Origin of the sequence: Streptomyces sp. AM6-12, from assembly GCF_044327085.1 — a bacterium.
Classification (GTDB): Bacteria; Actinomycetota; Actinomycetes; order Streptomycetales; family Streptomycetaceae; genus Streptomyces.
In genome coordinates this window covers 5,146,635-5,168,935 of record NZ_JBIQWN010000001.1, presented here as the reverse complement: position 1 = coordinate 5,168,935, position 22,301 = coordinate 5,146,635, and the positions used below count along the sequence as shown (strand labels likewise).

21 protein-coding genes and 1 pseudogene are annotated in these 22,301 nt (G+C 73.8%); 12 read left to right on the top strand and 10 right to left on the bottom strand.

Going from position 1 to position 22,301, the window contains the following annotated elements:
• Window positions 1-10: 10 nt before the first annotated feature.
• Window positions 11-754: a zinc ribbon domain-containing protein gene (locus tag ACE4Q9_RS23425; RefSeq protein ID WP_397987309.1), complete on the bottom strand. Its 744-nt coding sequence runs from the start codon at window positions 752-754 to the stop codon at window positions 11-13.
• 13 nt (window positions 755-767) lie between these two features.
• On the bottom strand, window positions 768-1,607 hold the full coding sequence (locus tag ACE4Q9_RS23420) for a Nif3-like dinuclear metal center hexameric protein (protein ID WP_397986189.1): 840 nt from the start codon (window positions 1,605-1,607) through the stop codon (window positions 768-770).
• A 186-nt stretch (window positions 1,608-1,793) separates the two neighbouring features.
• Here ACE4Q9_RS23420 and ACE4Q9_RS23415 point away from each other — a divergent pair, with 186 nt between their 5' ends.
• A complete protein-coding gene (locus ACE4Q9_RS23415; protein ID WP_397986188.1) occupies window positions 1,794-3,095 on the top strand; it encodes a hypothetical protein in 1,302 nt (433 codons plus the stop codon).
• 96 nt (window positions 3,096-3,191) lie between these two features.
• Window positions 3,192-3,350, top strand: coding sequence for a hypothetical protein (locus ACE4Q9_RS23410; protein ID WP_397986187.1), 159 nt, complete (start codon window positions 3,192-3,194; stop codon window positions 3,348-3,350).
• Between the two features lie 73 nt (window positions 3,351-3,423).
• On the opposite strand, the gene ACE4Q9_RS23405 is transcribed toward ACE4Q9_RS23410, so the two are convergent.
• On the bottom strand, window positions 3,424-4,284 hold the full coding sequence (locus ACE4Q9_RS23405; protein WP_397986186.1) for a MaoC/PaaZ C-terminal domain-containing protein: 861 nt from the start codon (window positions 4,282-4,284) through the stop codon (window positions 3,424-3,426).
• A gap of 187 nt (window positions 4,285-4,471) precedes the next feature.
• Between ACE4Q9_RS23405 and ACE4Q9_RS23400 the strand changes: the two genes are divergently transcribed.
• From ACE4Q9_RS23400 to ACE4Q9_RS23385, 4 genes are read left to right on the top strand one after another with little or no spacing between them, the layout of a single operon-like run.
• Window positions 4,472-5,494 (top strand): ATP-binding cassette domain-containing protein, encoded by a 1,023-nt coding sequence (locus tag ACE4Q9_RS23400; RefSeq protein WP_397986185.1) that lies wholly within the window; start codon window positions 4,472-4,474, stop codon window positions 5,492-5,494.
• Complete coding sequence (locus ACE4Q9_RS23395; protein ID WP_397986184.1) at window positions 5,494-6,210, top strand: ABC transporter permease; 717 nt, start codon at window positions 5,494-5,496, stop codon at window positions 6,208-6,210. Before ACE4Q9_RS23400 ends, ACE4Q9_RS23395 begins: the two co-directional genes overlap by 1 nt.
• A gap of 17 nt (window positions 6,211-6,227) precedes the next feature.
• On the top strand, window positions 6,228-7,523 hold the full coding sequence (locus tag ACE4Q9_RS23390; protein WP_397986183.1) for a sensor histidine kinase: 1,296 nt from the start codon (window positions 6,228-6,230) through the stop codon (window positions 7,521-7,523).
• Between the two features lie 24 nt (window positions 7,524-7,547).
• Complete coding sequence (locus ACE4Q9_RS23385; protein ID WP_397986182.1) at window positions 7,548-8,174, top strand: response regulator; 627 nt, start codon at window positions 7,548-7,550, stop codon at window positions 8,172-8,174.
• Between the two features lie 204 nt (window positions 8,175-8,378).
• On the opposite strand, the gene ACE4Q9_RS23380 is transcribed toward ACE4Q9_RS23385, so the two are convergent.
• Window positions 8,379-9,809 carry an MFS transporter gene (locus tag ACE4Q9_RS23380; RefSeq protein ID WP_397986181.1) on the bottom strand — a complete coding sequence of 477 codons (1,431 nt, stop codon included), beginning with the start codon at window positions 9,807-9,809 and terminating at the stop codon, window positions 8,379-8,381.
• 222 nt (window positions 9,810-10,031) lie between these two features.
• Here ACE4Q9_RS23380 and ACE4Q9_RS23375 point away from each other — a divergent pair, with 222 nt between their 5' ends.
• From ACE4Q9_RS23375 to ACE4Q9_RS23360, 4 genes are all read left to right on the top strand, one after another.
• Entirely contained in the window at window positions 10,032-11,777 is a 1,746-nt protein-coding gene (locus ACE4Q9_RS23375; protein ID WP_397986180.1) for an MFS transporter, read from the top strand.
• A gap of 88 nt (window positions 11,778-11,865) precedes the next feature.
• Window positions 11,866-12,519 carry a class I SAM-dependent methyltransferase gene (locus ACE4Q9_RS23370; RefSeq protein WP_397987308.1) on the top strand — a complete coding sequence of 218 codons (654 nt, stop codon included), beginning with the start codon at window positions 11,866-11,868 and terminating at the stop codon, window positions 12,517-12,519.
• A 22-nt stretch (window positions 12,520-12,541) separates the two neighbouring features.
• A complete protein-coding gene (locus ACE4Q9_RS23365; protein ID WP_397986179.1) occupies window positions 12,542-13,447 on the top strand; it encodes an N-acetylmuramoyl-L-alanine amidase in 906 nt (301 codons plus the stop codon).
• An 82-nt stretch (window positions 13,448-13,529) separates the two neighbouring features.
• Window positions 13,530-14,321, top strand: a complete 792-nt coding sequence (locus ACE4Q9_RS23360; protein WP_397986178.1) for a hypothetical protein — start codon at window positions 13,530-13,532, stop codon at window positions 14,319-14,321.
• A 98-nt stretch (window positions 14,322-14,419) separates the two neighbouring features.
• On the opposite strand, the gene ACE4Q9_RS23355 is transcribed toward ACE4Q9_RS23360, so the two are convergent.
• The 4 genes from ACE4Q9_RS23355 to ACE4Q9_RS23340 form a co-directional block, all read right to left on the bottom strand.
• Entirely contained in the window at window positions 14,420-15,007 is a 588-nt protein-coding gene (locus ACE4Q9_RS23355; RefSeq protein ID WP_397986177.1) for a hypothetical protein, read from the bottom strand.
• Window positions 15,008-15,117: 110 nt separating this feature from the next.
• Window positions 15,118-16,185: a prenyltransferase gene (locus ACE4Q9_RS23350; RefSeq protein ID WP_397986176.1), complete on the bottom strand. Its 1,068-nt coding sequence runs from the start codon at window positions 16,183-16,185 to the stop codon at window positions 15,118-15,120.
• Window positions 16,182-16,928 (bottom strand): class I SAM-dependent methyltransferase, encoded by a 747-nt coding sequence (locus ACE4Q9_RS23345; RefSeq protein ID WP_397986175.1) that lies wholly within the window; start codon window positions 16,926-16,928, stop codon window positions 16,182-16,184. Before ACE4Q9_RS23345 ends, ACE4Q9_RS23350 begins: the two co-directional genes overlap by 4 nt.
• A complete protein-coding gene (locus tag ACE4Q9_RS23340) occupies window positions 16,922-18,358 on the bottom strand; it encodes a glycosyltransferase family 4 protein (protein ID WP_397986174.1) in 1,437 nt (478 codons plus the stop codon). The genes ACE4Q9_RS23345 and ACE4Q9_RS23340 overlap by 7 nt, the downstream gene beginning before the upstream one ends.
• A gap of 220 nt (window positions 18,359-18,578) precedes the next feature.
• Between ACE4Q9_RS23340 and ACE4Q9_RS23335 the strand changes: the two genes are divergently transcribed.
• Both ACE4Q9_RS23335 and ACE4Q9_RS23330 read left to right on the top strand, forming a co-directional pair.
• Window positions 18,579-19,229, top strand: a complete 651-nt coding sequence (locus ACE4Q9_RS23335) for a TetR family transcriptional regulator (protein ID WP_397986173.1) — start codon at window positions 18,579-18,581, stop codon at window positions 19,227-19,229.
• Window positions 19,198-19,619, top strand: a pseudogene (locus ACE4Q9_RS23330) (nuclear transport factor 2 family protein). The gene ACE4Q9_RS23335 and the pseudogene ACE4Q9_RS23330 overlap by 32 nt, the downstream one beginning before the upstream one ends.
• On the opposite strand, the gene ACE4Q9_RS23325 reads toward ACE4Q9_RS23330, so the two are convergent.
• Together ACE4Q9_RS23325 and ACE4Q9_RS23320 are read right to left on the bottom strand one after the other, a co-directional pair.
• Window positions 19,603-21,009: an NAD(P)/FAD-dependent oxidoreductase gene (locus ACE4Q9_RS23325; protein ID WP_397986172.1), complete on the bottom strand. Its 1,407-nt coding sequence runs from the start codon at window positions 21,007-21,009 to the stop codon at window positions 19,603-19,605. The pseudogene ACE4Q9_RS23330 and the gene ACE4Q9_RS23325 sit on opposite strands and share 17 nt — an antisense overlap.
• A gap of 110 nt (window positions 21,010-21,119) precedes the next feature.
• Window positions 21,120-22,295 carry an MAB_1171c family putative transporter gene (locus tag ACE4Q9_RS23320; RefSeq protein WP_397986171.1) on the bottom strand — a complete coding sequence of 392 codons (1,176 nt, stop codon included), beginning with the start codon at window positions 22,293-22,295 and terminating at the stop codon, window positions 21,120-21,122.
• Window positions 22,296-22,301 lie beyond the last annotated feature (6 nt).

The following is a 22,301-nucleotide window of genomic DNA, read 5'->3' as shown; positions in this document are numbered from 1 at the left end:
CGTAAGCCCCCTACAGCCCGGACTCGGCCGTACGCACCAGGATCCGGCGGCAGTTCTCGCAGCGCAGCACGGTGTCGGGGGCGGCCGAGCGGACCTCGTTCAGCTCGGTGATGGCCAGCTCCTGGCGGCAGCCCTGGCAGGTGCGGGCGTACAGCTTGGCCGCGCCGATGCCGCCCTGCTGCTCGCGCAGCTTGTCGTACAGCTTGAGCAGGTCCGCCGGGACGGAGGCCGCGACGACCTCGCGCTCCTTGGTGACGGACGCGGCCTCACGGTCGATCTCCTCGCACGCGGCGTCCCGGCGGCCGGTCGCGTCGTCGATCTTCGACTGGACGGAGGCGACCCGCTCGGTCAGCTCCTGCACCCGCTCCTGCGCGGACTCGCGGCGCTCCATGACCTCCAGGACGACGTCCTCCAGGTCGCCCTGCCGCTTGGCGAGCGAGGCGATCTCGTGCTGGAGGTTGGCCAGGTCCTTCGGCGAGCTGACCGCGCCGGAGTCCAGGCGCTGCTGGTCGCGGGTGGCGCGCTGGCGCACCTGGTCGACGTCCTGCTCGGCCTTGGTCTGCTCGCGGGCGGTGTCGCTCTCCTCGGTCTGCGCGGCCACGAGCAGGTCGCGCAGCTGGGTGAGGTCCTTGTTCAGCGTCTCGATCTCGGCGTGCTCGGGCAGCGACCTCCGCTTGTGCGCGAGCTGCTGCAAGCGGACGTCGAGGGCCTGGACGTCGAGGAGACGGATCTGGTCGGCGGGCGCGGCGTTCAGTTGGGGGCTCCCATTAACTAGTGGTGACGGAGGACGCCGCGTGGGCGGTCCAGGGGTCGGTGACCGTCTTGGAGACATGGACCCGCAGGTCCCAGCCGTGACGGTCGGAGATCTCGTCGAGCTGGCCTGCGGCCTGTTCGCACCAGGGCCACTCGGTGGCCCAGTGCGCCGCGTCGAGCAGCGCGAGCGGGGACTGGGCGACGGCCTCGGAGGCCGGGTGGTGGCGCAGGTCGGCGGTGAGGAAGGCGTCCGCACCGGCCGCGCGCACCTGGTCGAAGAGGCTGTCGCCGGAGCCGCCGCTGACCGCGAGGGTGCGGATGACGGCCTCGGGGTCGCCGGCCACCCGGATGCCCTGCGCGGTGGCGGGCAACCGTTCGGCGGCGCGTGCGGCCAGTTCCCGCAGGGTGAGCGGATGGTCGAGTTCGCATACCCGGCCGAGGCCCCGCCGCCCGTTCGGATCGGTGGGGTCCGGCACGAGGGGCCGTACGACACGGACGTCGAGCGCGCCCGCGAGGGCGTCGGAGACGCCCGGATCGGCGGTGTCGGCGTTGGTGTGGGCGACGTGCAGCGCGATGTCGTTCTTGATCAGGGTGTGCACGACCCGGCCCTTGAAGTGCGCGGCCGTGACCGTGGTGGTGCCGCGCAGGTAGAGCGGGTGGTGGGTGACCAGCAGGTCGGCGCCGAGCCGCACGGCCTCGTCGACGATCTCCTGGACGGGGTCGACGGCGAACAGGACCCGGGTGACCTCCTGGTCGGGGTCGCCCACGACCGTGCCGACCGCGTCCCAGGACTCGGCCCGCTCGGCGGGCCACAGGTTCTCCAGCGCGGCGATGACTTCAGACAGACGGGGCACGGGAAAAGGCTACCTGGCTGTTCGGCGGGGGCGTACCGCGTCCGCCCCGCCCGGCCGCCCGCAGCACAGTCATGCCCGCTTCCTCAGAGGAATCGCTTCTGCGCCACCCGTATGTGTGAAGCGGGGGTCGGCCCCCCGCACGGCCGTGCGTTCAAAACTAGCTTCGTCGCCGGAGGTGACCGAACGATGACGGTCTGTGCCATCGATTCCCCGTCCGCCGGTACGGACGACCGCTCCCCGGAGCGCGGTTGCGTGCTCACGGCGGACGGCGCGTACGCCGCGCGGCTCGCGCGGAACGGTGACTCCTGGTTCCCGGAGCGCTGGACGCTGGACGGCCCTGAGCCGTACGCGGTGCCGCTGCCCGGCAACCAGCCCGAGGAGCCCGGCACCGAGCTCCAGCCGCTGGCCGACGGGCGGGTCCTCATCCACCGGCGGGCGGGGGTACGGCACCTCTTCGCGCTGCTGTACCCGACCGGGCCCGGCACCGGGGAGCTGCCGCTGGGTGCCATGGAGTGCGCCGGGCCCGGTGTCCGGCTCGGGCTGCTGCCCCCGGCGCCGGGTGGCGCGCGGGCGTACGCCGTCACGGTCGGCCCCCGCGGCAGCGCGGTGTGGCAGGTGGCCGGCGGACCGGGCGGGCCCGAACGGCTGGTGGAGGTGCCGGGGCGCTGTTCGGGCGGGGTCTGGCTGGACCGTGCCGGGCGGCTGCTGGCGCTGGACCGGGAGCTGGAGGGCTGCGTCAAGACGGTCGTGGTGGACCTGGAGCGGGGCGAGGTGACGCCGCTGCTCCAGATCACGCCGGGCAGCGACGACCGACTGCTCATGGCCGACCCGGACAGCGGGCTGCTGCTGATCTCCTCCGACGCCCCCTCGCCGGGCCGGGCGCGGCTGGGCTGGGGCGTCCTCGGCTCGACGCTGCCGGTGCGCTTCCCCACCTCGCTGCGGCTGCCGGAGTGCACGGCGGTGCCGTTCGCGATCCAGCCGGGGCAGGTGCTGGAGCCGGAGAGCTGCGGGGTGGCGCTGCGCATCGAGGGTCCGGTGGGCACCTGGGTGGGCGTCTGGCGGCCGGCCGAGCGGCGGGTACGGCATGTCGCCGCGCCCAAGGGCTGGTTGGCCGGGTCGGGGCTGTGGACCGCGGAAGGGGTGCTGCGGCTGCCGTACTCCACCCGCGAGACACCGTGCGGGGTGGCCGAGCTGCGGGCACCGGCGGCCGAGCCGCGCACGGAGGCGGGGGGCGGGGGCGGCACGGCCGGCGGTACGGGCGGGACCGGCACGGTCTGCGGTACGGGCGGGACCGGCGCGGGCGGGGCCGCCCCGGACCGCGGTGCGCGTGAGGCCGGCACGGAACGCGGTGCGCGTGAGGCCGGCACGGCCTGCGGGGCGCCCGGCGAGGAGATCGCCGAGGCGGCCGATCCGGGCTCCGCGGAGCCGGCGCCGCCGCGTGCGGTGCCCTTGGCGCAGGCGCCTCTGGGACGTCTTGTAACGAACTAGTGCCGGTTGGCGTGTGCGCCTGGATTCGGCCCGTGGTGTGCCGGTTACACTCCTCCGGCTGTACGAAAGATGATGTTGACGGGGTGAATACGTCCGATGAGCGACACCAGCACGACGCAGCAGCTGTCTGCCGACTCTCTGGAGAACGCCGGCCACGGCCGGCACCGCGGCCCGGTCGCGGCCACGGAGACCGACACGTCTCCGCACGGCCGGCACCGTAAGACCGCCGAGGAGACCACCGAGGCGGCTGCCTGAAGGTAGCGAGGACAGGAGGGGGCACCCGGCGGGTGCCCCCTCCTGTCGTGTCGGCTGTCGTGTCGGCACCGGTTCAGGAGTGCGCCACGACGGTGTCCGCGAGCACGGGCGCGTCGTCCCGTTCGGCGGCGGTGACGGCGACCCGCAGCCGGCCCGCTTCCCCGCGCCAGGCGCGGATGCGCAGGGTCTCGCCCGGAAAGACGACGCCCGCGAACCGGGCGGTGTACGAGCGCACCCGGCCCACGTCGCCGTCGAGGAGGGTGTCGACCACGGCCTTGAGCGTCATGCCGTAGGTGCACAGCCCGTGCAGGACGGGCCGGTCGAACCCGGCGAGCCTCGCGAACTCGGGGTCGGCGTGCAAGGGGTTGAGGTCGCCGGAGAGGCGGTAGAGGAGGGCCTGGTCGGGACGCGTCGGGCGCTCGACGGTACGGTCCGGCTCGCCGCCCGGTTCCGGCAGCCGGACCGAGGGGCCCCGGTCGCCGCCCCAGCCGCCCTCGCCGCGCACGAAGATCCGCGCGTCATCCGTCCACAACGGGCCCTCTGCGTCGGCCACTTCGGTGCGCAGCACCAGCACGGCGGCCGTGCCCTTGTCATACACGGCCGTGATGCGGGAGGTGGCCGTGGCGCGGCCCTCGACCGGGATGGGCCGGTGCACGCGCAGGGCCTGCCCGCCGTGCAGCACCCTGGCCAGATCGACGTCCACGCCCGGCATGGACAGCCCGCCGGTCACACCGGGCTCGCCCGCGCCCGCGACGGTGGCGAAGCTCGGCAGCACCCGCAGCCGGTCCTCCAGCGTGTAGCGCAGCTCGCCGGGGTCGGTGGCGGGGCGGCCCGCGCCGATGCCCAGGTGGTAGAGCTGGACGTCCTTGGCACTCCAGGCGATCTCGGCCGAGCGGGGCGCGGCGGCGAGGGCCTTGGCTGCGTCGATGGGCATGGGGCTCCTGAGAGGTCCTCGGGCTGGAAGGCGTTTCAGCCCGCCGCCCCTTTGTACAGCCAGGCCCTCCGCGGTTGCGAAGCCACCTGACGAGACGTCAGTTCACTGCACCCGTGACATTTGTCCTGCCCGGGTCGGTACAAGCGCGTCTACCGGTGCGGTGAGCCCGGCCCCTATCGTCGCAGGCATGACACAGAGGGACGAGGACACCGCCACCGCCGTGTCCTTCACGGGGGCGGTCCGCACGTTCGGGTCCGTGCGCGCCGTGGACGGGGTGGACCTGAGGATCGGGCACGGCGAGACCGTGGCCCTGCTGGGCCGCAACGGCGCCGGCAAGTCGACCACCATCGGGATGCTGCTGGGCCTGTACCCGCCGGACGCCGGCCGGGTGGAGCTGTTCGGGACCGGGCCGGAGCGCGCGGTGCGGGCCGGCCGGGTGGGCGCGATGCTCCAGGACGCCCGGCCGGTGCCCCGGATCACGGTGGCCGAGCTGGTCGGCTTCGTGGCCTCGCGCTATCCGGCGCCGATGCCGGTGGCGCGGGCCCTGGAGCTGGCCGGGATCGCCGCGCTGGCCGGACGCCGGGTGGACCGGCTGTCCGGCGGGCAGGTGCAGCGGGTGCGGTTCGCGGTGGCGCTGGCCGGCGATCCCTCGCTGCTGGTCCTGGACGAGCCGACGGCGGCGCTGGACGTGGAGGCGCGGCACGCGTTCTGGGAGTCGATGCGGGGGTACGCCCGGCGTGGGCACACCGTGCTGTTCTCCACCCACTATCTGGAGGAGGCGGACGCCTTCGCCGACCGGATCGTGGTCATGGACCGGGGGCGGATCGTGGCGGACGGCACCGGCGAGGAGCTGCGGCGGGCCGCGGGCGGCAGCCTGGTCTCCGTGGACCTCGGGGGCCGGGCCCCGGACGACCTCGCCCTGCTGCCCGGCGTCCGCTCGCTGGAGGTGGCCGGCGACCGGGTGCGGCTGCGCACGGACGACTCCGACGCGACGGTGATCGCGCTGGCCGGACTGGGCGCGATCCGGCGCCTGGAGGTGGCTCCGGCGTCGCTGGACGACGCGTTCCTGGCGCTCACTTCGCCGACGGCCTCGGGACACCACCCCAGCGGCACGGGCGACCGCGCGACCGACCACGACGCATCCGCACCCGCACCCGCACCCGCACCCGCACCCGCACCCGCGGGCACACTCACCGCGAAGGCCCTGTGATGCTCACCTACGTCCGGCTGGAGATCCGCCGCACCCTGCGCGACACGGGATTCGTGATCGGCGGGATCGCGATGCCCGTCATGATGTACCTGCTGTTCACCAACCTCGGTCAGAACAGCGGCACTTGGCGGACCGCGTCAATGGTCGGCATGGCCGCGTACGGCGCCGTCGGCTCCGCCCTGAACACCGGTGGCGCGGTCGCCGAGGACCGTGCGGTGGGCTGGCTGCGGCAGCTGCGGGTGACGCCGATGACCCCGCGCGAGGTGGTGGCGGGGCGGACGCTGACCGGGGTGGTGACCGTGCTGCCCGCCATCGTCGCCGTGCTGGCGGCGGGCGGACTGGTCGACGGCGTGCGGCTCGCGGGGTGGCAGTGGACGGCGATCGCGCTGCTGCTGTGGCTGGGCTCGGTGCCGTTCACGCTGCTGGGCCTCGGCAACGGCTACCGGCTGACCGGCCCCGCCACGGGCGTGGCCAACATGGCGTGCAACCTGGGCCTGGCCGTGGTGGGCGGGCTGTGGTTCCCGACCAGCCTGTTCCCCGGCTGGCTGCGGTCGGTCTCGGCGTACACGCCCGGCAACCGGTTCGCCGAGCTGGGCGGCGCGGTCGCCGAGGGGCATGCCCCCGGTGCCGGTGCGATCATCGTGCTGACAGGCTGGCTGCTGGTCTTCGGATCGTACGCCGTGCTGTCGTACCGCCGTGCGGCGGGAACCGTCTGACCAGGGGGAACGAAGAGATGTCGGCGTGGCGGAAGATACGGTGCCAGGTGCGGGCCTGGCAGGCGGCGCGGCTGGAGTGGAAGGCGCAACTGGACCGCTGGAAGGCGGAGAACGAGCGGTTCAAGGCCGACACGTGCGCCGCCCGGAAACGGGGTGAGGCACCGTCCGTCAGCGATCCCGGACCGCCGCCCACCGGCTTCGCGCTGCTGCCCTGGCTGCTGCTGGGGATGGGCGCCTTCTCCAACCTGCTCCAGGGGAAGACCCCGAACCCGCTGATCGGCGGGCTTGGCCTGTTCGTCTTCAACTCCCTGTACGTCTACATCACGTTCCGCTCCTTCGACCGGGCCAAGCGCGAGGAGCCGCGCACACGGGTGGCGCTGCTGCTGATGGCCCTGCTGACCACGGGCCTGGCGGTCGGCTACGGCGGCAACTGGCTGGCGTTCTTCCCGCTGCTGGGCCTGGCCGCGGGCGCCGCCCTGCGCGGCCCGTGGCTGGGCCGCTCGGCCATCCTGCTGGCGGTCTACGCGGCCGCGCTCTCCGGGGTGCGCGGCGGCTGGTCGGACGCGACGAACGTCGGGTACGCCACCTTCCTGTCCACCATGGTGACCGCCGCGATCCTCGGACTGTCCGAGGCGGTACGTGAGTTGCGCGCCGCCCGGGAGGAACTGGCCCGGCGCGCGGTGGAGAAGGAGCGGCTGCGCTTCTCCCGCGACCTGCACGACCTGCTCGGGCACACCCTGTCGGTGATCGTGGTGAAGTCGGAGGCGGCCCGGCGGCTGGCGCCGCGCGACCTGGACGCGGCGCTGGGCCAGATCGCGGACATCGAGTCGGTGGGCCGGCAGGCGCTGACCGAGATCCGCGAGGCGGTCACCGGCTACCGCGAGGGCAGCCTGGCGACGGAGCTGGTCCGGGCGCGCTCGGCCCTGCTGGCGGCGAGCGTCGAGCCGGTCTTCCGCCAGTCCGGCACCCCCCTCGAACCGCGGACGGAGGCTTTGCTGGGCTGGGTGGTCCGCGAGGCGGTCACCAATGTGATCCGGCACAGCGACGCGAGCCGCTGCGAGATCGCCGTGACCAATGCCGCGGAACGCGTCCGGCTGACGGTCACCGACGACGGCTCCGGCACCCCGGTGAGCCGCCCCGCGCAGGGCATCGGCGGCACCGGCCTCACGGGCCTCACCGAACGCCTGGCCGCCGCGGGCGGCTCCCTCACGGCCGGCCCGGCTCCCCGCGGCGGTTTCGCGGTGGCGGCGGAACTCCCGCTGGCCGACGAGGAACTCGCCTCGGTGGGGGCGCGGCCGCCCGACGCGGGCTGAGCGGGGCGGCCGTAGGCTGAGCCCATGGACGGGACATCTCGGGAGGCGATCCGGGTTCTGCTCGCCGAGGACCAGGGCATGATGCGCGGCGCACTCGCCCTGCTGCTCGGGATGGAGGCGGACATCGAGGTCGTGGCGCAGGTGGCCGCGGGGGACGCCATCGTGGCCGAGGTGCTCCGGCACGAGCCGGATGTGGCGCTGCTGGACATCGAGATGCCCGGAATGAGCGGGCTGGACGCGGCGGAGGAGCTGCGGACGCGGGCGCCGGGGTGCCGGGTGCTGATCCTGACGACCTTCGGGCGGCCGGGGTATCTGCGGCGGGCCCTGGAGGCCGGGGCGGCCGGGTTCCTGGTCAAGGACGGGCCGGTGGAGGAGCTGGCGGCGGCGATCCGGCGGGTGCTGGCCGGGGAGACCGTGGTCGATCCGGCGCTGGCGACGGCCGCGCTCAGCGCCGGGCCGAGCCCGCTCACCCCGCGCGAGCGCGAGGTGCTGAACGCGTCCGTGGACGGGGCGACCGTCGCCGATGTCGCGGGCCGGCTGCACCTGTCCGAGTCCACCGTGCGCAACTACCTCTCCTCGGCCATCGGCAAGACCGGCACCCGCAACCGCACGGAGGCGGTACGGGAGGCTCGTCAGCAGGGGTGGCTGTGAGACCGGCACCGGGAGCGCCGGCCGACCCGGCGGCGGGGCCGGCGGACGCAGAAGACCGGCGGCCAGGACGATCGCCAGGCCGGTGACCAGGGCGGTCGCCGGAGCGGCGGCGGAGACAGCCACGAACCCGGCGGCCAGGGCAGCCGCAGGCCCGGTGGCCAGGGCGGTCGCCGGAGCGGCGGTGGGGGTGGCCGTCGGGCGTGGTCACTTCTGCGGCAGGTGGCGTGGCAGCCACAGCAGCATCAGCAGTGCGCCGCCCAGCAGGACCGCCGTGGAGGCGCGGAAGGCCAGTGCGTAGCCGTCGGTCAGGGCCTGCGGGCCGGTGCCGGTGCCCGTGCCGGTGGCGGCGATGGTGGACATCACCGCGAGGCCGAGCGAACCGCCCATCGTGCGCGAGGTGTTGATGAGCCCCGAGACCACCCCGGCCTCGTGGTGCGCCGCCCCCGATGTCGCGAGGGCCGCCAGCGGGGTCATCGCCAGACCGGCGCCCAGCATCATCAGGATGCCGGGGCCCATGATCGCGGTGACGTACGCCTCGTGCGCGCTCATCGTGGACTGCCAGGCGAACCCGCCCGCGGCGATCAGCGTGCCCACCACCGCCACGCCGCGCGGCCCCGCCGTGCGCATCAGCCGCGGCGCCACCTTGGAGCCGATGATCACGGCCAGCGAGCTGGGCACCAGCGCGGCGCCCGCCTCCAGCGGGGAGTAGCCGAGCACGTTCTGCGCGTACAGCGTCATGAAGTACCACATGCAGAACATCGCCGAGCCGGACACCAGCATCGCCGCGTTCGCCGAGGCCACCGGGCGCCTGCGCAGCAGTCCGAGCGACATCAGCGGGGCCGGTGTGCGCGCCTCGGCCAGCAGGAACAGGGCGAGCAGCAGCACCCCCGCGGCCAGCGGCAGCAGGCTGGCCGGAGCGGTCCAGCCCTTCTCCTCGGTGCGCGAGATGCCGTACGCCAGCGCGCCCAGTCCTCCGGTGACCAGCAGCGCGCCGGGCAGGTCGAGGCGGCGGCCGTCCCCGGCGCGGCTCTCCACCAGCCAGCGCAGCGAGCCGGCCAGGACGACCGCGCCGACCGGCACGTTGATCAGCAGCACCCACCGCCAGGACAGCACGTCGACCAGGACACCGCCGACGAGTCCGCCCGCCGCGCCGCCGCCCGCGCCGACCGCGGCCCAGGTGGCGATGGCCCGCGCGCGGGCGGCGCCCTCCGGGACGGCGGCGGTCAGCAGGGTGAGCGTGGAGGGCGCGAGAACGGCCGCGCCGAGCCCCTGCACCGCGCGGGCGAGCAGCAGTTGCCAGCCCTCCTGGGCGAGGCCGCCGCCCAGCGAGGCCAGGGTGAACAGGCCGAGACCGACGAGGAACATCCGCTTGCGGCCGTACAGGTCGCCGGCCCGGCCGCCGAGGAGCATGAACCCGGCGAAGGCGATCGCGTACGCGTTCACCACCCATTGCAGGCCGGGCGCGCTGAGGCCGAGGTCGGTGCGCATGGAGGGCAGTGCGACGTTCACCACGGAGACGTCCAGTACCACCAGGAACTGCCCGGCGCAGGCCAGGGCCACCACCAGCCAGGTCGGGTGTGTCGTACGTCGGGATATGAGGGGCGGGGTGTCGGCGGTCTCCAGCATGGATGTCATGGTCCCAGGCCGGTTGCGGTCCTTGCATCGGCATTTCGGACCAGGGGGCCCTACCCCGCGCGGACTACGTCCCCCGGCCCGTCCCGATCCCATCCTGTTGGCTGACGGGTATTCAGAAACCCATAGGATGGTCAAATAATCATTAGAGGCCCGAAGCAACGGAATAGTTGCCTGTGCATACGAGGTTTACCCCGCACTTATGTCTACGGGAGGCCGCACTCAATGACCCACACGACGACCGACGAACCGCGGCGCGAGGCGAGCGGGGCCGTCGTCCCTGTGCTCGCGTTCGCGGGCATCGTGGTCGCGGTGATGCAGACCCTGCTCGTGCCGGTCATCAAAGACCTGCCGCAACTGCTGCACACCGCGCCCAGCAACGCCAACTGGGTGCTCACCTCGACCCTGCTGTCCGGCGCCGTCGCCACCCCGATCATGGGCCGGCTCGGCGACCTGTACGGCAAGCGGCGCATGCTGATCGCCAGCCTCGCCGTGATGGTGATCGGCGCGCTGGTCAGCGCGCTCACCAGCCAGCTGCTCGTCATGATCGCCGGCCGTACCCTCCAGGGCTTCGCGATGGGCGCGATCCCCCTCGGCATCGGCCTGATGCGGGACATGCTGCCGCGCGAACGCCTCGGCTCCGCCATGGCCCTGATGAGCTCCTCCATAGGCGTGGGCGGTGGCCTCGCCCTGCCCGCCGCCGCGCTGGTCGCCCAGCACACGGACTGGCACGCGCTGTTCTACGGCGCCGCCGGCCTCGGCGTCCTCGCCATCGCCCTCACCCTGCTGACCGTCCCCGAGTCCCCGATGCGTGCGGCGGGCTCCTTCGACCTGCCCGGCGCGCTCGGTCTGTCCGCCGGTCTGGTGCTGCTCCTGCTGCCCATCACCAAGGGCAGCGACTGGGGCTGGTCCTCGGCGACCACCCTCGGCCTGTTCGCCGCGGCCGTCGCCGTGCTGCTGCTGTGGGGCCTGTACGAGCTGCGCGCCAAGGCGCCGCTGGTCGACCTGCGCACCACCGCGCGTCCCGCGGTCCTCTTCACCAACCTGGCGTCGATCATGGTCGGCGTCGCGTTCTACGTCGTCTCGCTCGTCCTGCCCCAGCTGCTCCAGCTCCCGCGGGCCACGGGCTACGGGCTCGGCCAGTCGATGGTCGTCGCCGGTCTGTGCGTGGCGCCGCTGGGCCTGACCATGATGTTCACCGCGCCGGTGTACGCCCGCCTGTCCGCCCGCTACGGCCCCAGGACCACGCTCATCATCGGCCTGCTGATCATCGCGCTCGGCTACGGCGGCGGGCTCGGCCTGATGCAGGCGCCCTGGGAGACGATCCTCACGTCCGTGATCCTCGGCGCGGGCATCGGACTCGCGTACTCCTCGCTGCCCGCCCTGATCGTCGGTGCGGTGCCGGCGTCGGAGACGGGCGCGGCGAACGGGCTCAACACGCTGATGCGGTCCATCGGTACGTCGGTGTCGAGCGCCGTCGTCGGGATGGTCCTCGCCAACACGGCGCACACCGTGGGGGGTGTGGCGATCCCGACCATGCACGGGTTCCGGGTGTCCTTCCTCATCGCGACGGGTGCGGTGGCGGCGGGCCTGGTGCTCGCCCTGTTCCTGCCGAGGGCGGGCCGCCCGGTGCGGGAGCTGCGGCTGCGGGCCGGCAGCGCGGAGGACGACGCCGTGCTGGAGGCGGCGGAGGAAGTGCTGCGGGGGTTCCGCGGGCGGGTTCTGGACGCGAGCGGTGTCCCGGTCGCCCGTGCCAAGGTGACGCTGATCGACCGGCGGGGCCGGCAGGCGGGGACGGCCGTCTCCGACGAGGACGGCCGGTACGAGCTGGTGGTGCCGGCGCAGGGGGCGTACGTCCTCGCCGCGAGGGCGTTCGGGCACGGGCCGCTCGCTTCGGCCGCGACGCACTCCGGGGAGGAGGGGGCGGTCGAGGTGGACCTGGCCCTGCCGGGTGAGACGGTGAGCCTGTAGCGCCTTGAGGGGCGCCCCCCTGGCCCCTGTTGAAGAGGTGTACGGCAGCATGGGGCGCGCACGCTGCCGTACGACCGAAAGGGCGCCCATGCCGGTCCTCGCCCCCCAGCCCGAGATTCTCGCCGCGTTCGAGGCGGCCAAGGGGTTCATGCCCGTGGACGAGGGGCTGGCGCTGTACGCGGCGGCGGTGGAGGCGGGGGCGCTGGGGCTGCCCCTGCTGGAGGTGGGGACGTACTGCGGGCGGTCGACCCTGCTGGTGGCCGACGCGGCACGGGCGGCGGGGGTGACCGCGCTGACCGTGGACCACCACCGGGGCAGTGAGGAGCAGCAGCCGGGCTGGGACTACCACGACCCGGAGACCGTGGACCCCGAGGTCGGCCTGATGGACACGCTGCCCGCCTTCCGGCGCACGCTGTTCCGGGCGGGTCTCGAAGAGCACGTGATCGCGCTGGTCGGGCGGTCGCCGCAGGTCGCGGCCGTGTGGGGCAGCCCGCTGGGGTTCGTGTTCATCGACGGCGGCCACACCGACGAGCACGCCAACGCCGACTACGAGGGCTGGGCCCCGCACCTCGCCGAGGGCGGGCTGCTCGTCATCCACGACGTGTTCCCGGAGCCCGAGGACGAGTTCACCGGCCAGGCCCCCTACCGGGTGTACCTGCGCGCCCTCGGCTCCGGAGCGTTCACCGAGGTGGCGGTCACGGGTTCGCTGCGGGTGCTGCGGCGCACGGGGGCGGGGATCTGAGGTCCCGGTTAGAGTCGCTGACGTGTCCTACACCGGTCCGCAGTCCGAACCCCCGCAGCCGCGCCGTTCCCGGCGGGGGCCGCTTGTCGTCACGCTCGCCGCGTTGCTGGCCGGGGGGCTGATCGGGTGGGGCGTGTACGAGGTGGTGGGTGACGGGGGTCCGGCGGATGACGGGGCCCCGGCGACACCGGCCGCGCGTACCTCGCCGTCCGCCGCCGCCTCCGCCCGCGCCGACGGCAAGGCCGCCGCCCCGCTCGCGGGCAAGGTCGTCGTCATCGATCCGGGGCACAACACCGGCAACTTCCGGCACCCGGCCGAGATCAACCGCCAGGTGGACGTCGGCAACGGCCGCAAGGAGTGCGACACCACCGGCACGTCCACGAACGACGGGTACCCGGAGGCCCGGTTCACGCTCGATGTGGCGCACCGGCTGCGCGCGTTGCTGGAGCGGCAGGGGGCCACCGTGCGGCTGACCCATGACGAGAAGGGCCCGGACTGGGGGCCGTGCGTGGACGAGCGGGCGCGGATCGGCAACGAGGCGCACGCGGACGCGGCCATCTCGATCCACGCCGACGGGGCGCCGGCGGGCGACCGGGGCTTCCATGTGATCCTGCCGGGCACCGTGCACGCGGGCGCCGCCGACACCCGGCCGATCACCGGGCCCTCGCGCGAGCTGGGCGAGCGCGTCGCGGCGGACTTCCGCCGGGTGACCGGTGAGCCGCCGTCCAACTACATCGGCCACGGCACCGCGCTCGATACCCGCACCGACCTCGGCGGTCTCAATCTGTCAACGGTTCCCAAGGTGTTCGTCGAGTGCGGCAACATGCGCGATGCCCAGGACGCGGCGCTGCTGACCAGCGGCTCCTGGCGGCAGAAGGCCGCGCAGGGGTTGTCTGAGGGAATCGTGAGTTTCCTGCGCGAGTCCTGACCGGGGCCGTGACCGGCCGGACAGCCGGATCTTGCGGGCGGTAGTGTCTACCGACGACGAGACGACTCACGAAGGACCTGAAGTGAACATCCGCTCCCTCACTAGAGGCGACGGCGTGGTGATCGGAGCAGCGGTGTTGCTGTTCATCGCGTCGTTCCTCGATCTCTACTCCTACTCGGCCGCCGGATACTCGGGCAGCCAGAGCGTGTGGGACAACCTCGGGACGGGCCTCGGCACGTACATGGGGGCCGTCATCGGTGCCGCGCTGATCGTGCTCAACCGCTGCATGCCGCAGCAGCGCAAGGTACTGGGCCTGGATCTGGGCATGGTGGGCACGGGCTTCACGATCCTTTCCGCGTGGACCCTGTTCTGGACGCTGGTGGACGTGCCGGACCACATCAGCGCGGGCGCCGGGCTCGTGCTCGGGTTCATCGCCGCGCTGGTCCTCGCGGGCGCGGCCATCGCCACCCCGCTGGTCCCGGCGCTCCAGGGCGCGCTGCTCCCGGCCCCCAAGCCGGTCGCCCCGTCGCCCTACGGCGCCCAGCCGACCGCCGGTTACGGCTATCCGGGTGCCCCGCAGCAGCCGTACGGCGCCCAGCCGCAGCAGGGCCAGCCGTACGGTCAGCAGCAGGCGGCGCCCGCGCAGGGTGCCGCGCCGCAGCAGGCCGCTCCGGGGGACTTCTCGCCGTTCTGGTTCGCGGTGCCGGTAACCCGTCCGCTGTTCGCGGAGGACGGCTCGCCCACCCCGATCGCCGAACTGGCGCCGGGCACCTGGTACTTGGCGGTCGAGCAGCGCGGTGCCGCGCTGGTCGCGCAGACCCAGGACGGCCGTCGCGGCGTGCTCCAGGACACCTCGGGCATCCAGCGCGGCTGAACAGCACCACCAGGCGTACGGCCCCTCGCCCTTGCGGGCGGGGGGCCGTTGCCGTACAGCCGCCTTGCAGCTGTGAGTTGATGACCAGTCAGGGGTGCTCACTGGCCGCCGCTGCGGAGCTGGGCCGCCGACGGCACCTTGTTCTGGACCGGAGCGCCCGCACTCTTCCCGGCGTCCTTCACGTGGTTGATGACGTTGGTGAAGTCGCCGGCCGCGCCGGTGTCACCGTGACGCAGCTTGGCCGGCAGGTCCTTCAGGTTCTCGATGCTCTTGCTCAGCGGTGCGAGGGCCTTGGAGAGCAGCGGGTCGCCCTTGGCGTTGCGCTCGGCGGCCTTCAGCCGGTTGTAGGTGAACAGACCGGCGACACCGGCCTTCACCAGGGCCAGCTTGCGCCCGTGGGCACCCTTCTTGAACTTGCCCGCCTTCCACGGCTTGTAGATCCACTCGTAGGTGGCACCGGCCGCGAGGCCCGCGTTCGCCACGAACCTGGTCTTCGCGAACCGCTGTTTCTCGGCGGAGGTGGTGGGGCTTGGCGCGGCCGCGGGCTGGTCCAGGGCCGCGGCGGTGACGTTCGCCTTGCTGTCGTGGCGGGCGCCGGCGCTGCTGTTTCCGCAGGCCGTCACACCGGCCACCAGGGCGCAGCACAGAGTCAGCGCCACGCACAGACGCCGTATCGGTACAGGCACGAGGTCCTCCCGACGTGTCTTTCCGAGTGGGGAGCTTCCTTCTCCACCGTTACTCCGCCCACGCGGTTACGCCACTCGGGGGACACGCCGGGGGAACGCCCCGGGTCGGCTCAGCAGCAGTCCGGGTCCAGGCCCGCCGGGAGGTGCGCGCCGCCGAAGACCGCGCAGGTGGCCTCGTGTCCGCCGAGCGCGGCGACCGCGAGCAGCAGGGAACCGGCGGTCCAGGTGGTCAGTTCGCGCGGCCATATCGCGTCGTCGTCGAAGACGTAACCCGTCCAGTACAGGCCGGACTCGGCGTCCCGCAGGTGCTGGACGGACTTCAGGATCTCCAGGGCCCGGTCCGACTCCCCCACCGCCCACAGCGCGAGCGCCAGTTCGCAGGACTCGCCGCCGGTCACCCAGGGATTGGGCACCACACAGCGCACCCCGAGGCCCGGTACGACGAACCGGTCCCAGGACGCGGCTATCCGTGCCCCGGCCTCCGCGCCGGTCAGGGCGCCGCCGAGGACCGGGTAGTACCAGTCCATCGAGTAGCGGTCCTTGTCCAGGAACCGCTCCGAGTGCCTGCGGATCGCGTGCCGCAGCGCGCCGGCCGCCAACTCCCAGTCGGGCTGGGCCTCTTCGCGCTGCTCGGCGATGGCGAGCGCGCAGCGCAGCGCGTGGTGGACGGAGGAGCTGCCGGTGAGCAGGGCGTCCGCGGTGGGCGTCCCGTCGTCCTCGCGCCGCCAGCCGATCTGCCCGCCGGGCTGCTGGAGTCCGAGCACCCACTCCATGGCCGCGTAGACGCAGGGCCACATGCGGTCCAGGAACGTGTCGTCGCCCGTGGACAGGTAGTGGTGCCAGACGCCGACGGCCGGGTACGCCACGAAGTTGGACTCGCGGGCGCGGTCGGTGACCTCGTCGTGGGCGCCGTCCGCGTAGGCCGCGTACCAGGAGCCGTCCTCGTTCTGGTGCCGGGCGAGCCACAGGTAGGCACGCTCGGCGGCCTCGTGCTCACCGGCCGCGTCCAGGGCCATCGCGGCCTCGGTGTGGTCCCACGGGTCCAGGTGGTGACCCCGGAACCACGGGATCGCGCCGTCCTCCCGCTGCACGGCGAGGATGCCGCGTACGGTCGCGGCGGCCTGCTCCGCGGTGAGGACTCCGGGCAGGACGAGGTGTTCTGTCCGGGGGGTGGTCACTGGGCGGCCGCCTCCTCGGCGAGCCGGGGCAGGTGGGGCTTGGTCGCGTAGACCACGAAGCTCTTGCCCATCACGGGGTTGAGCGCCCGCTCGGCGAGCCGGGTGGCCAGCGGCTTCTTCATGATGTCCCAGACCAGGAGCTTGTGGTACGCGCGCACCGGCAGCGCCTCGTCGTTGTCGACGCCGAAGGCGCACTTCAGCCACCAGTAGGGGGCGTGCAGGGCGTGCGCGTGGTGGCTGCCGTACGGCTTCAGGCCGGCCTCGCGGACCCTGGCCACCAGTTCGTCCGCCTTGTAGATGCGGATGTGGCCGCCCTCGACCTCGTGGTAAGCGTCGGACAGCGCCCAGCAGACCTTCTCGGGGCCGTAGCGGGGCACGGTGATCGCGATCCGGCCGCCGGGGCGCAGCACGCGCACCATCTCGGCGAGGACGCCCTTGTCGTCGGGGATGTGCTCCATCACCTCGGAGATGATCACCACGTCGAAGGAGTCGTCCGGGAAGGGCAGCGCCAGCGCGTCGCCCTCCAGCGCGGTCGCGGTGGCGCCCTCGGGGGCCTCGCCGGCCTCCTCCATCGCCGCGAACCACTTGGTGACCTCGCGGATCTCCTCCGCGTTCTGGTCGAGGGCCACGACTCGGGCGCCGCGCCGGTAGCACTCGAACGCGTGCCGGCCGGCTCCGCAGCCGAGGTCCAGGACGCGGTCTCCCGGAGCGATGGGGAACCGGGAGAAGTCGACGGTCAGCACGTGGCCCTGCTTTCGGGATAGACGCTGGTGTCACTCGGGGAGGCCGTGGAGACGGCGGCGACGGGAGCGGCCGGGGGGCGGCCGGGTGTCCGGGGCGCCGGGCGGCGGGGGGCCGCGGTGGCGGCGCCCGAGGAGCGGGCGATGGCCTCCCGGTACCGCTCCACCGTGCCCTGTGCCGCGCGGGCCCAGGTGAAGTTGGCCAGGACCCGCTCGCGGCCCGCCGCGCCGAGCCGGGCGCGCAGCCCGGCGTCGCCCAGCAGCCGGCCGAGCCCGGCGGCCAGCGCCCCCGCGTCGCCGGGCGGCACCGCGAGGCAGGTCTCGCCGTCGCGGCCCGCGACGTCGGGGATGGCGCCGCCGGTCGTGGCGAGCAGCGGTGTCCCGGTGGCCATGGCCTCCGCGGCGGGCAGCGAGAACCCCTCGTACAGCGAGGGCACGCAGGCGACCTCGGCGGAGCGGATCAGGTCGACCAGTTCGGCGTCCGAGATGCCCTTGACGAACTCGACGGCGCCGTCCAGGCCGTACCGTTCGATCGTCTGGGCGACCGGTCCCTCGGCGGGGCGCTTGCCGACGACGACGAGGTGCGCGGCCGGGTGCTCGGTGCGCACCTTGGCCAGCGCCTCCACGAGGAACACCAGCCCCTTGAGCGGCACATCGGCGCTGGAGGTGGTGACGATCCGCCCCGGCACCTCGGGCACCGCGGGGTCCGGCGCGAACAGGTCGGTGTCGGCGCCGATGTGCACCACGTGGATGCGGTCCTGCCGCACCCCGAGGTGGTCCACGATCTCCTGCCGGGAGGTGCCGGAGACGGTGAGCACCGAGGGCAGCCGGCGCGCGACCCGCTTCTGCATGCGGGTGAAGGCGTACCAGCGGCGCACCGAGTACCGGCGCTGCCAGCCGTCGGCCGCGTCCAGTTCCAGCTGCCGGTCCACGGTGATGGGGTGGTGGATGGTGGTGACCATTGGCGCGCCGATGTCGCCGAGGAGGCCGTAGCCGAGGGTCTGGTTGTCGTGCACGACGTCGAAGTCGCCGCGCCGGGCCCGCAGCATCCGGCGGGCGCGCAGCGAGAAGGTGAGCGGCTCGGGGAAGCCGCCGGTCCACATCGTGCCCACTTCGAGGGCGTCGATCCAGTCCCGGTACTCGTCGCGGCCGGGGGTGCGGAAGGGGTCGGGCTGGCGGTAGAGGTCGAGGCTCGGCAGCTCGGTCAGGGTGAGCGCGGGGTAGCCCTCGTCGAGCACGGGGTAGGGCTGGGAGCCGATGACCTCGACGCGGTGTCCGAGGCGGGCCAGTTCGCGCGAGAGGTGCCGTACGTAGACGCCCTGCCCGCCGCAGAACGGGTTCCCTTTGTAGGTGAGGAGCGCGATGTCGAGCGGTCGCTCCCCGTCGGCGGCGAAGTCCTCACGGGCACCCGCTTGCCGGGCCTCGGCGGTCACTCTGTGCCCCCTTCTGCCTGCACTGTCCCGCGAGACTACGACGGGACGCTAATCTAGAACAAGTTTCAGACTTGATCGTTCAAGAGCCTCTGAATCTACCGGCAGGTAGGGGTGCTGTGAGCGGTGGATCAGGTGATTCGCGCCACGACGCGCGGCCCTGCCGTGCCGTCCGATCACGTGCCCTGCCGACGCCCTCACCGATTGTCACGGAACGGGACCCATGCCTGCGGAAGCCAGTACGTCGCGCACTCCCCCGCCGGCCCTCACGGAGCGTCAGGAGGCCCGCCGCCGCCGGATCCTCCAGGCGAGCGCACGGCTGGCGGGGCGGGGCGGCTTCGACGCGGTGCAGATGCGCGAGGTGGCCGAGTCCTCCCAGGTGGCCCTGGGCACGCTGTACCGCTACTTCCCGTCCAAGGTGCACCTGCTGGTGGCCACCATGCAGGACCAGCTGGAGCGGATGCACGGCACCCTGCGCCGCCGGCCGCCCGCCGGGGACACCGCCGCCGAGCGGGTCGCCGAGACCCTGATGCGGGCCTTCCGGGCGCTCCAGCGCGAGCCGCACCTGGCCGACGCGATGGTCCGCGCGCTGACCTTCGCGGACCGCGGTGTCAGCCCCGAGGTGGACCAGGTCTCCCGGCAGACCACGGCGATCATCCTGGACGCGATGGGCCTGGCCGGCGACCCGACCCCGGAGCAGCTCTCCGCCGTCCGGGTCATCGAGCACACCTGGCACTCGGCCCTGATCACCTGGCTCTCCGGCCGGGCCTCGATCGCCCAGGTGAGGATCGACATCGAGACCGCCTGCCGCCTGATCGACCTGCCCGCACCGGCGGGCGGCCGTGACCGGTCCGCAGGGCGGCGGCCCCGGTAAGTTCGTCCACCGCCTCGACCTCGGTGAACGGCCACGGTGGCCGAGCTGTTCACCGAGGACGGCAGCTGGGAGTGGCCCCCGCCGGGAGACGGGCGGGCGGTGCGGGGCCGGGCCGCGCTCGGGGAGTACTTCGGCGCCCGGCCCGCCGGCCGGCTCTCCCGCCGGCTGATGTCCAGCGTCCTGGTCACGGTCGCTTCCGCCCAGACGGCGACGGCGGTGTCGTACTTCTCCACCCACCGCGTCGACGGCCACGCCGGCGGCCTGGTGCCCGCCGGGCCGCCGGTCCAGGTGGGGCACTACGAGCACCGGTTCCGCCGCGTCGACGGCCGCTGGCTGCTCGCCTCCCGAGTGCTCCACCTGCCCTTCGGCGGGCCTACGCCCAGGGTGTGAGCCCGGCCAGGAACTCCCGCTCGGCGGGGGTCAGCGGCGGGCCCGCGAGGGCGGGCAGCGGCGGCCCGGTGAGGGCGTGCAGGAGGGCGTCGGGGCGGAAGAGGCGGCCGGGCGGGGCGCCGAGGGTGGTGACGTCCCAGAGGGCGGCGGCCGCGGCGTAGGAGCCGGTGGCCGCGCGGTTCAGCCGCCGGGAGTAGGCGGCGGTCAGCCGGTCCACCGGCGTGGCGCGGCCGCCCTCCACCCCCGGATACAGGACATCGGTGCTGACGGCCGCCGTCCACGCCCCCTGTGCCGCGCGGGCCACCGCCCGCTGCACCCGCCGGGCCAGCCCCGGCGCCTCGACGCCGTGCTCCCGCACCGCCCGCGCGAGGGCGCGGGCGCCGAACGCGGCGGCCGACATGCCCTGCCCGTAGATCGGGTTGAAGGTGGCCGCCGCGTCCCCGATCGCGACCAGCCGCTCCGGCCACAGGCGCGCCTTCTCCAGGTACCGGCGGGAGTTGCTGGTGCTGCGGCTGACGTGCACCGGGCCGAGCGGCTCGGCGGCCTCGATCAGCCGGCCCACCAGGGGGCTCGGCAGATCCAGCGCGTACGCGACGAAGGCGTCCGGGTCCTTCGGGGGCTCGCTGCCCCGCATCCCGCCGAGACTCACCATCCACTGGCCGTCCTCGATCGGCACGATCATGCCGCTGCGTCCGGGCTGCCCGCTCCAGGGGTCGGCCTGCACCAGGGTCATCGGCCAGTCGGGGGCGCCGGGCGGGGTGCGGTAGACGCGGGTGGCGTTGGCGAGGCCGCTGTCGACGTGCCGCTCGGGGATGCCGTGCACGCCCAGGACGTCGAGCCAGGGCAGCAGCCGGGTGCCCCGGCCGCTCGCGTCCACCACCCAGTCGGCGTCCAGGTCCTCGGGCGCGGTGCCGTCGGTCCCGGCCAGCCGTACGCCGGTCACCCGGCGGGCGCTGCCGCGCAGCCCGCTCACCCGGCCGCGGCGCACGGTGACGTTGGGGTTGGTGTCCAGCACCGCCCGGCGCACGCCCCACTCCAGCAGCGGTCTGCTCGCGGTCATGGTGACGAAGGTGCGGTGCCGCCAGCGCCGGAACCAGCCGACCGGGGCGAGGGTCAACAGGTCCGAGCTGAGCGCCGTCTGTCTGGCCCCGGCCGCCACCAGCCGCCCTTGCAGGTCCGCCCCCGGCAGCAGCTCCTCCATGACCGCCAGGCCGCCGGGCATCAGCAGATGGGCGTGCCGGGACTGGGGCACCCCCCTGCGGTGCTCGGGGCCCTCGGGCAGCTCGTCGTGGTCGAGTACGACGACCTCGGCCACGGTGGGCGCGAGCGCCGCGGCGGCGAGCAGACCGGCCGGTCCGGCCCCGATGACAACGGCTTTTCGTGCGTTCACGGTTCCCCATTCCTCTGCTGGGACGTCCGGCGGGACGTCCGGTGACACGTGCGCATGGACATCCGTGCGCGCGCCCGCTCGGGGCGGGCACGCGCCTCGGGTCCGCTCCCTCAGCTGCGGGCGGTGCGTGCCGCGCCCTCCCGCGCCGCCCTGACGACCGGCGACCCGGCCAACGCCCGTGCCAGCCGCACCAGTTCGCCGGTGTCGGAGAACAGCGCGGTGTGCAGCCGCGAGCCCGGCTCCGGGTCCTGCGGGGGCCGCGGCCGTCCCGCCTGGCGCGCGGCGTCCACGACCATGGCGGCCGCCGCGATGAAGTGCGCCTCGCCCGGCGGGCTGCCCTGGCCGCGGGCCTGCCGGTACGCCGTCTCGCGCACCCGGCCGTCGCAGCGGGACTGGAGGGCGAGCAGCGCGTCGAGGATGCGCAGCTCGCGGTAGTACAGCCGGCCGCGCGGCAACTGCCAGCGCGGGGGCGCGGGTTTGGGCGCGGTCGGCACGTTCCGCAGCTCCGCCCACAGGGGGCCGAGCGCCCGGTAGTCCCAGATGCTGTGCCACTGGGCGAGAGCCGCGGGCAGCAGCCGGGGCAGCACGAAGCCCGCCGCGCACAGCAGGGCGCCCAGCGCGGCGGCGCGCGGGGCCAGCCCGGTGGACAGCCGGTCCAGATCGCAGCCCGCCCAACGGGCCACAACCGCCGTCGACTTGGCGCACTCGAAGCCGAGCACGTCCACGGCCAGGCCCGCCATGATGAGCCGCAGCCCCATCCGCAGGATGCCGGTCACCTCACGGGACCAGCGCAGGCACACATAGATGGTGATCACCGCGCAGGCGCCGTGCCCGAGGAGATAGAGCACGATCATCTCGCGCATGTACGGCGTGTTCGCGTAGTAGGTGTCGAGGTCCCGCAGCCGTTCGACGGGCGCGTGGGCGAGCGCGAACAGCGTGATGACGGCGGTGATCACCAGGCTGTACACGGTGGCGACCCGCACCACCTGGCGCCGTACCCGCTCGGCGGGGCCGCCGCGCCAGTTGATCAGCAGGATCAGCAGGGAGGCGCTGTAGGCGGAGATGACGCTGTAGGTCATCGGGGCGCCGAAGTTGGGGACGTGGGTGAGGTGGTTGACCGCGCCCAGGGTGACGGGGGCGGAGCAGAAGAAGCAGAGCCCGCCGAGGAAGATCGACACACAGGTGGAGGCGGTCAGCGGGTCCCGCAGGGCGAGCCGGGGGCGGCGGAAGATCAGCAGGGCGGTCGCGGTGAACAGGCTCGCCACCGTGTACACGATCAGGCTCATGGTGCG

Excerpts from the sequence above, each read along its gene's own strand:
- ACE4Q9_RS23415 (WP_397986188.1), top strand. The coding sequence starts at position 1,794 with ATGACGGTCTGTGCCATCGATTCCCCGTCCGCCGGTACGGACGACCGC.
- ACE4Q9_RS23410 (WP_397986187.1), top strand. The coding sequence starts at position 3,192 with ATGAGCGACACCAGCACGACGCAGCAGCTGTCTGCCGACTCTCTGGAG.
- ACE4Q9_RS23405 (WP_397986186.1), bottom strand. The coding sequence starts at position 4,284 with ATGCCCATCGACGCAGCCAAGGCCCTCGCCGCCGCGCCCCGCTCGGCC.
- ACE4Q9_RS23400 (WP_397986185.1), top strand. The coding sequence starts at position 4,472 with ATGACACAGAGGGACGAGGACACCGCCACCGCCGTGTCCTTCACGGGG.
- ACE4Q9_RS23395 (WP_397986184.1), top strand. The coding sequence starts at position 5,494 with ATGCTCACCTACGTCCGGCTGGAGATCCGCCGCACCCTGCGCGACACG.
- ACE4Q9_RS23390 (WP_397986183.1), top strand. The coding sequence starts at position 6,228 with ATGTCGGCGTGGCGGAAGATACGGTGCCAGGTGCGGGCCTGGCAGGCG.
- ACE4Q9_RS23385 (WP_397986182.1), top strand. The coding sequence starts at position 7,548 with ATGGACGGGACATCTCGGGAGGCGATCCGGGTTCTGCTCGCCGAGGAC.
- ACE4Q9_RS23380 (WP_397986181.1), bottom strand. The coding sequence starts at position 9,809 with ATGACATCCATGCTGGAGACCGCCGACACCCCGCCCCTCATATCCCGA.
- ACE4Q9_RS23375 (WP_397986180.1), top strand. The coding sequence starts at position 10,032 with ATGACCCACACGACGACCGACGAACCGCGGCGCGAGGCGAGCGGGGCC.
- ACE4Q9_RS23370 (WP_397987308.1), top strand. The coding sequence starts at position 11,866 with ATGCCGGTCCTCGCCCCCCAGCCCGAGATTCTCGCCGCGTTCGAGGCG.
- ACE4Q9_RS23335 (WP_397986173.1), top strand. The coding sequence starts at position 18,579 with ATGCCTGCGGAAGCCAGTACGTCGCGCACTCCCCCGCCGGCCCTCACG.
- ACE4Q9_RS23320 (WP_397986171.1), bottom strand. The coding sequence starts at position 22,295 with ATGAGCCTGATCGTGTACACGGTGGCGAGCCTGTTCACCGCGACCGCC.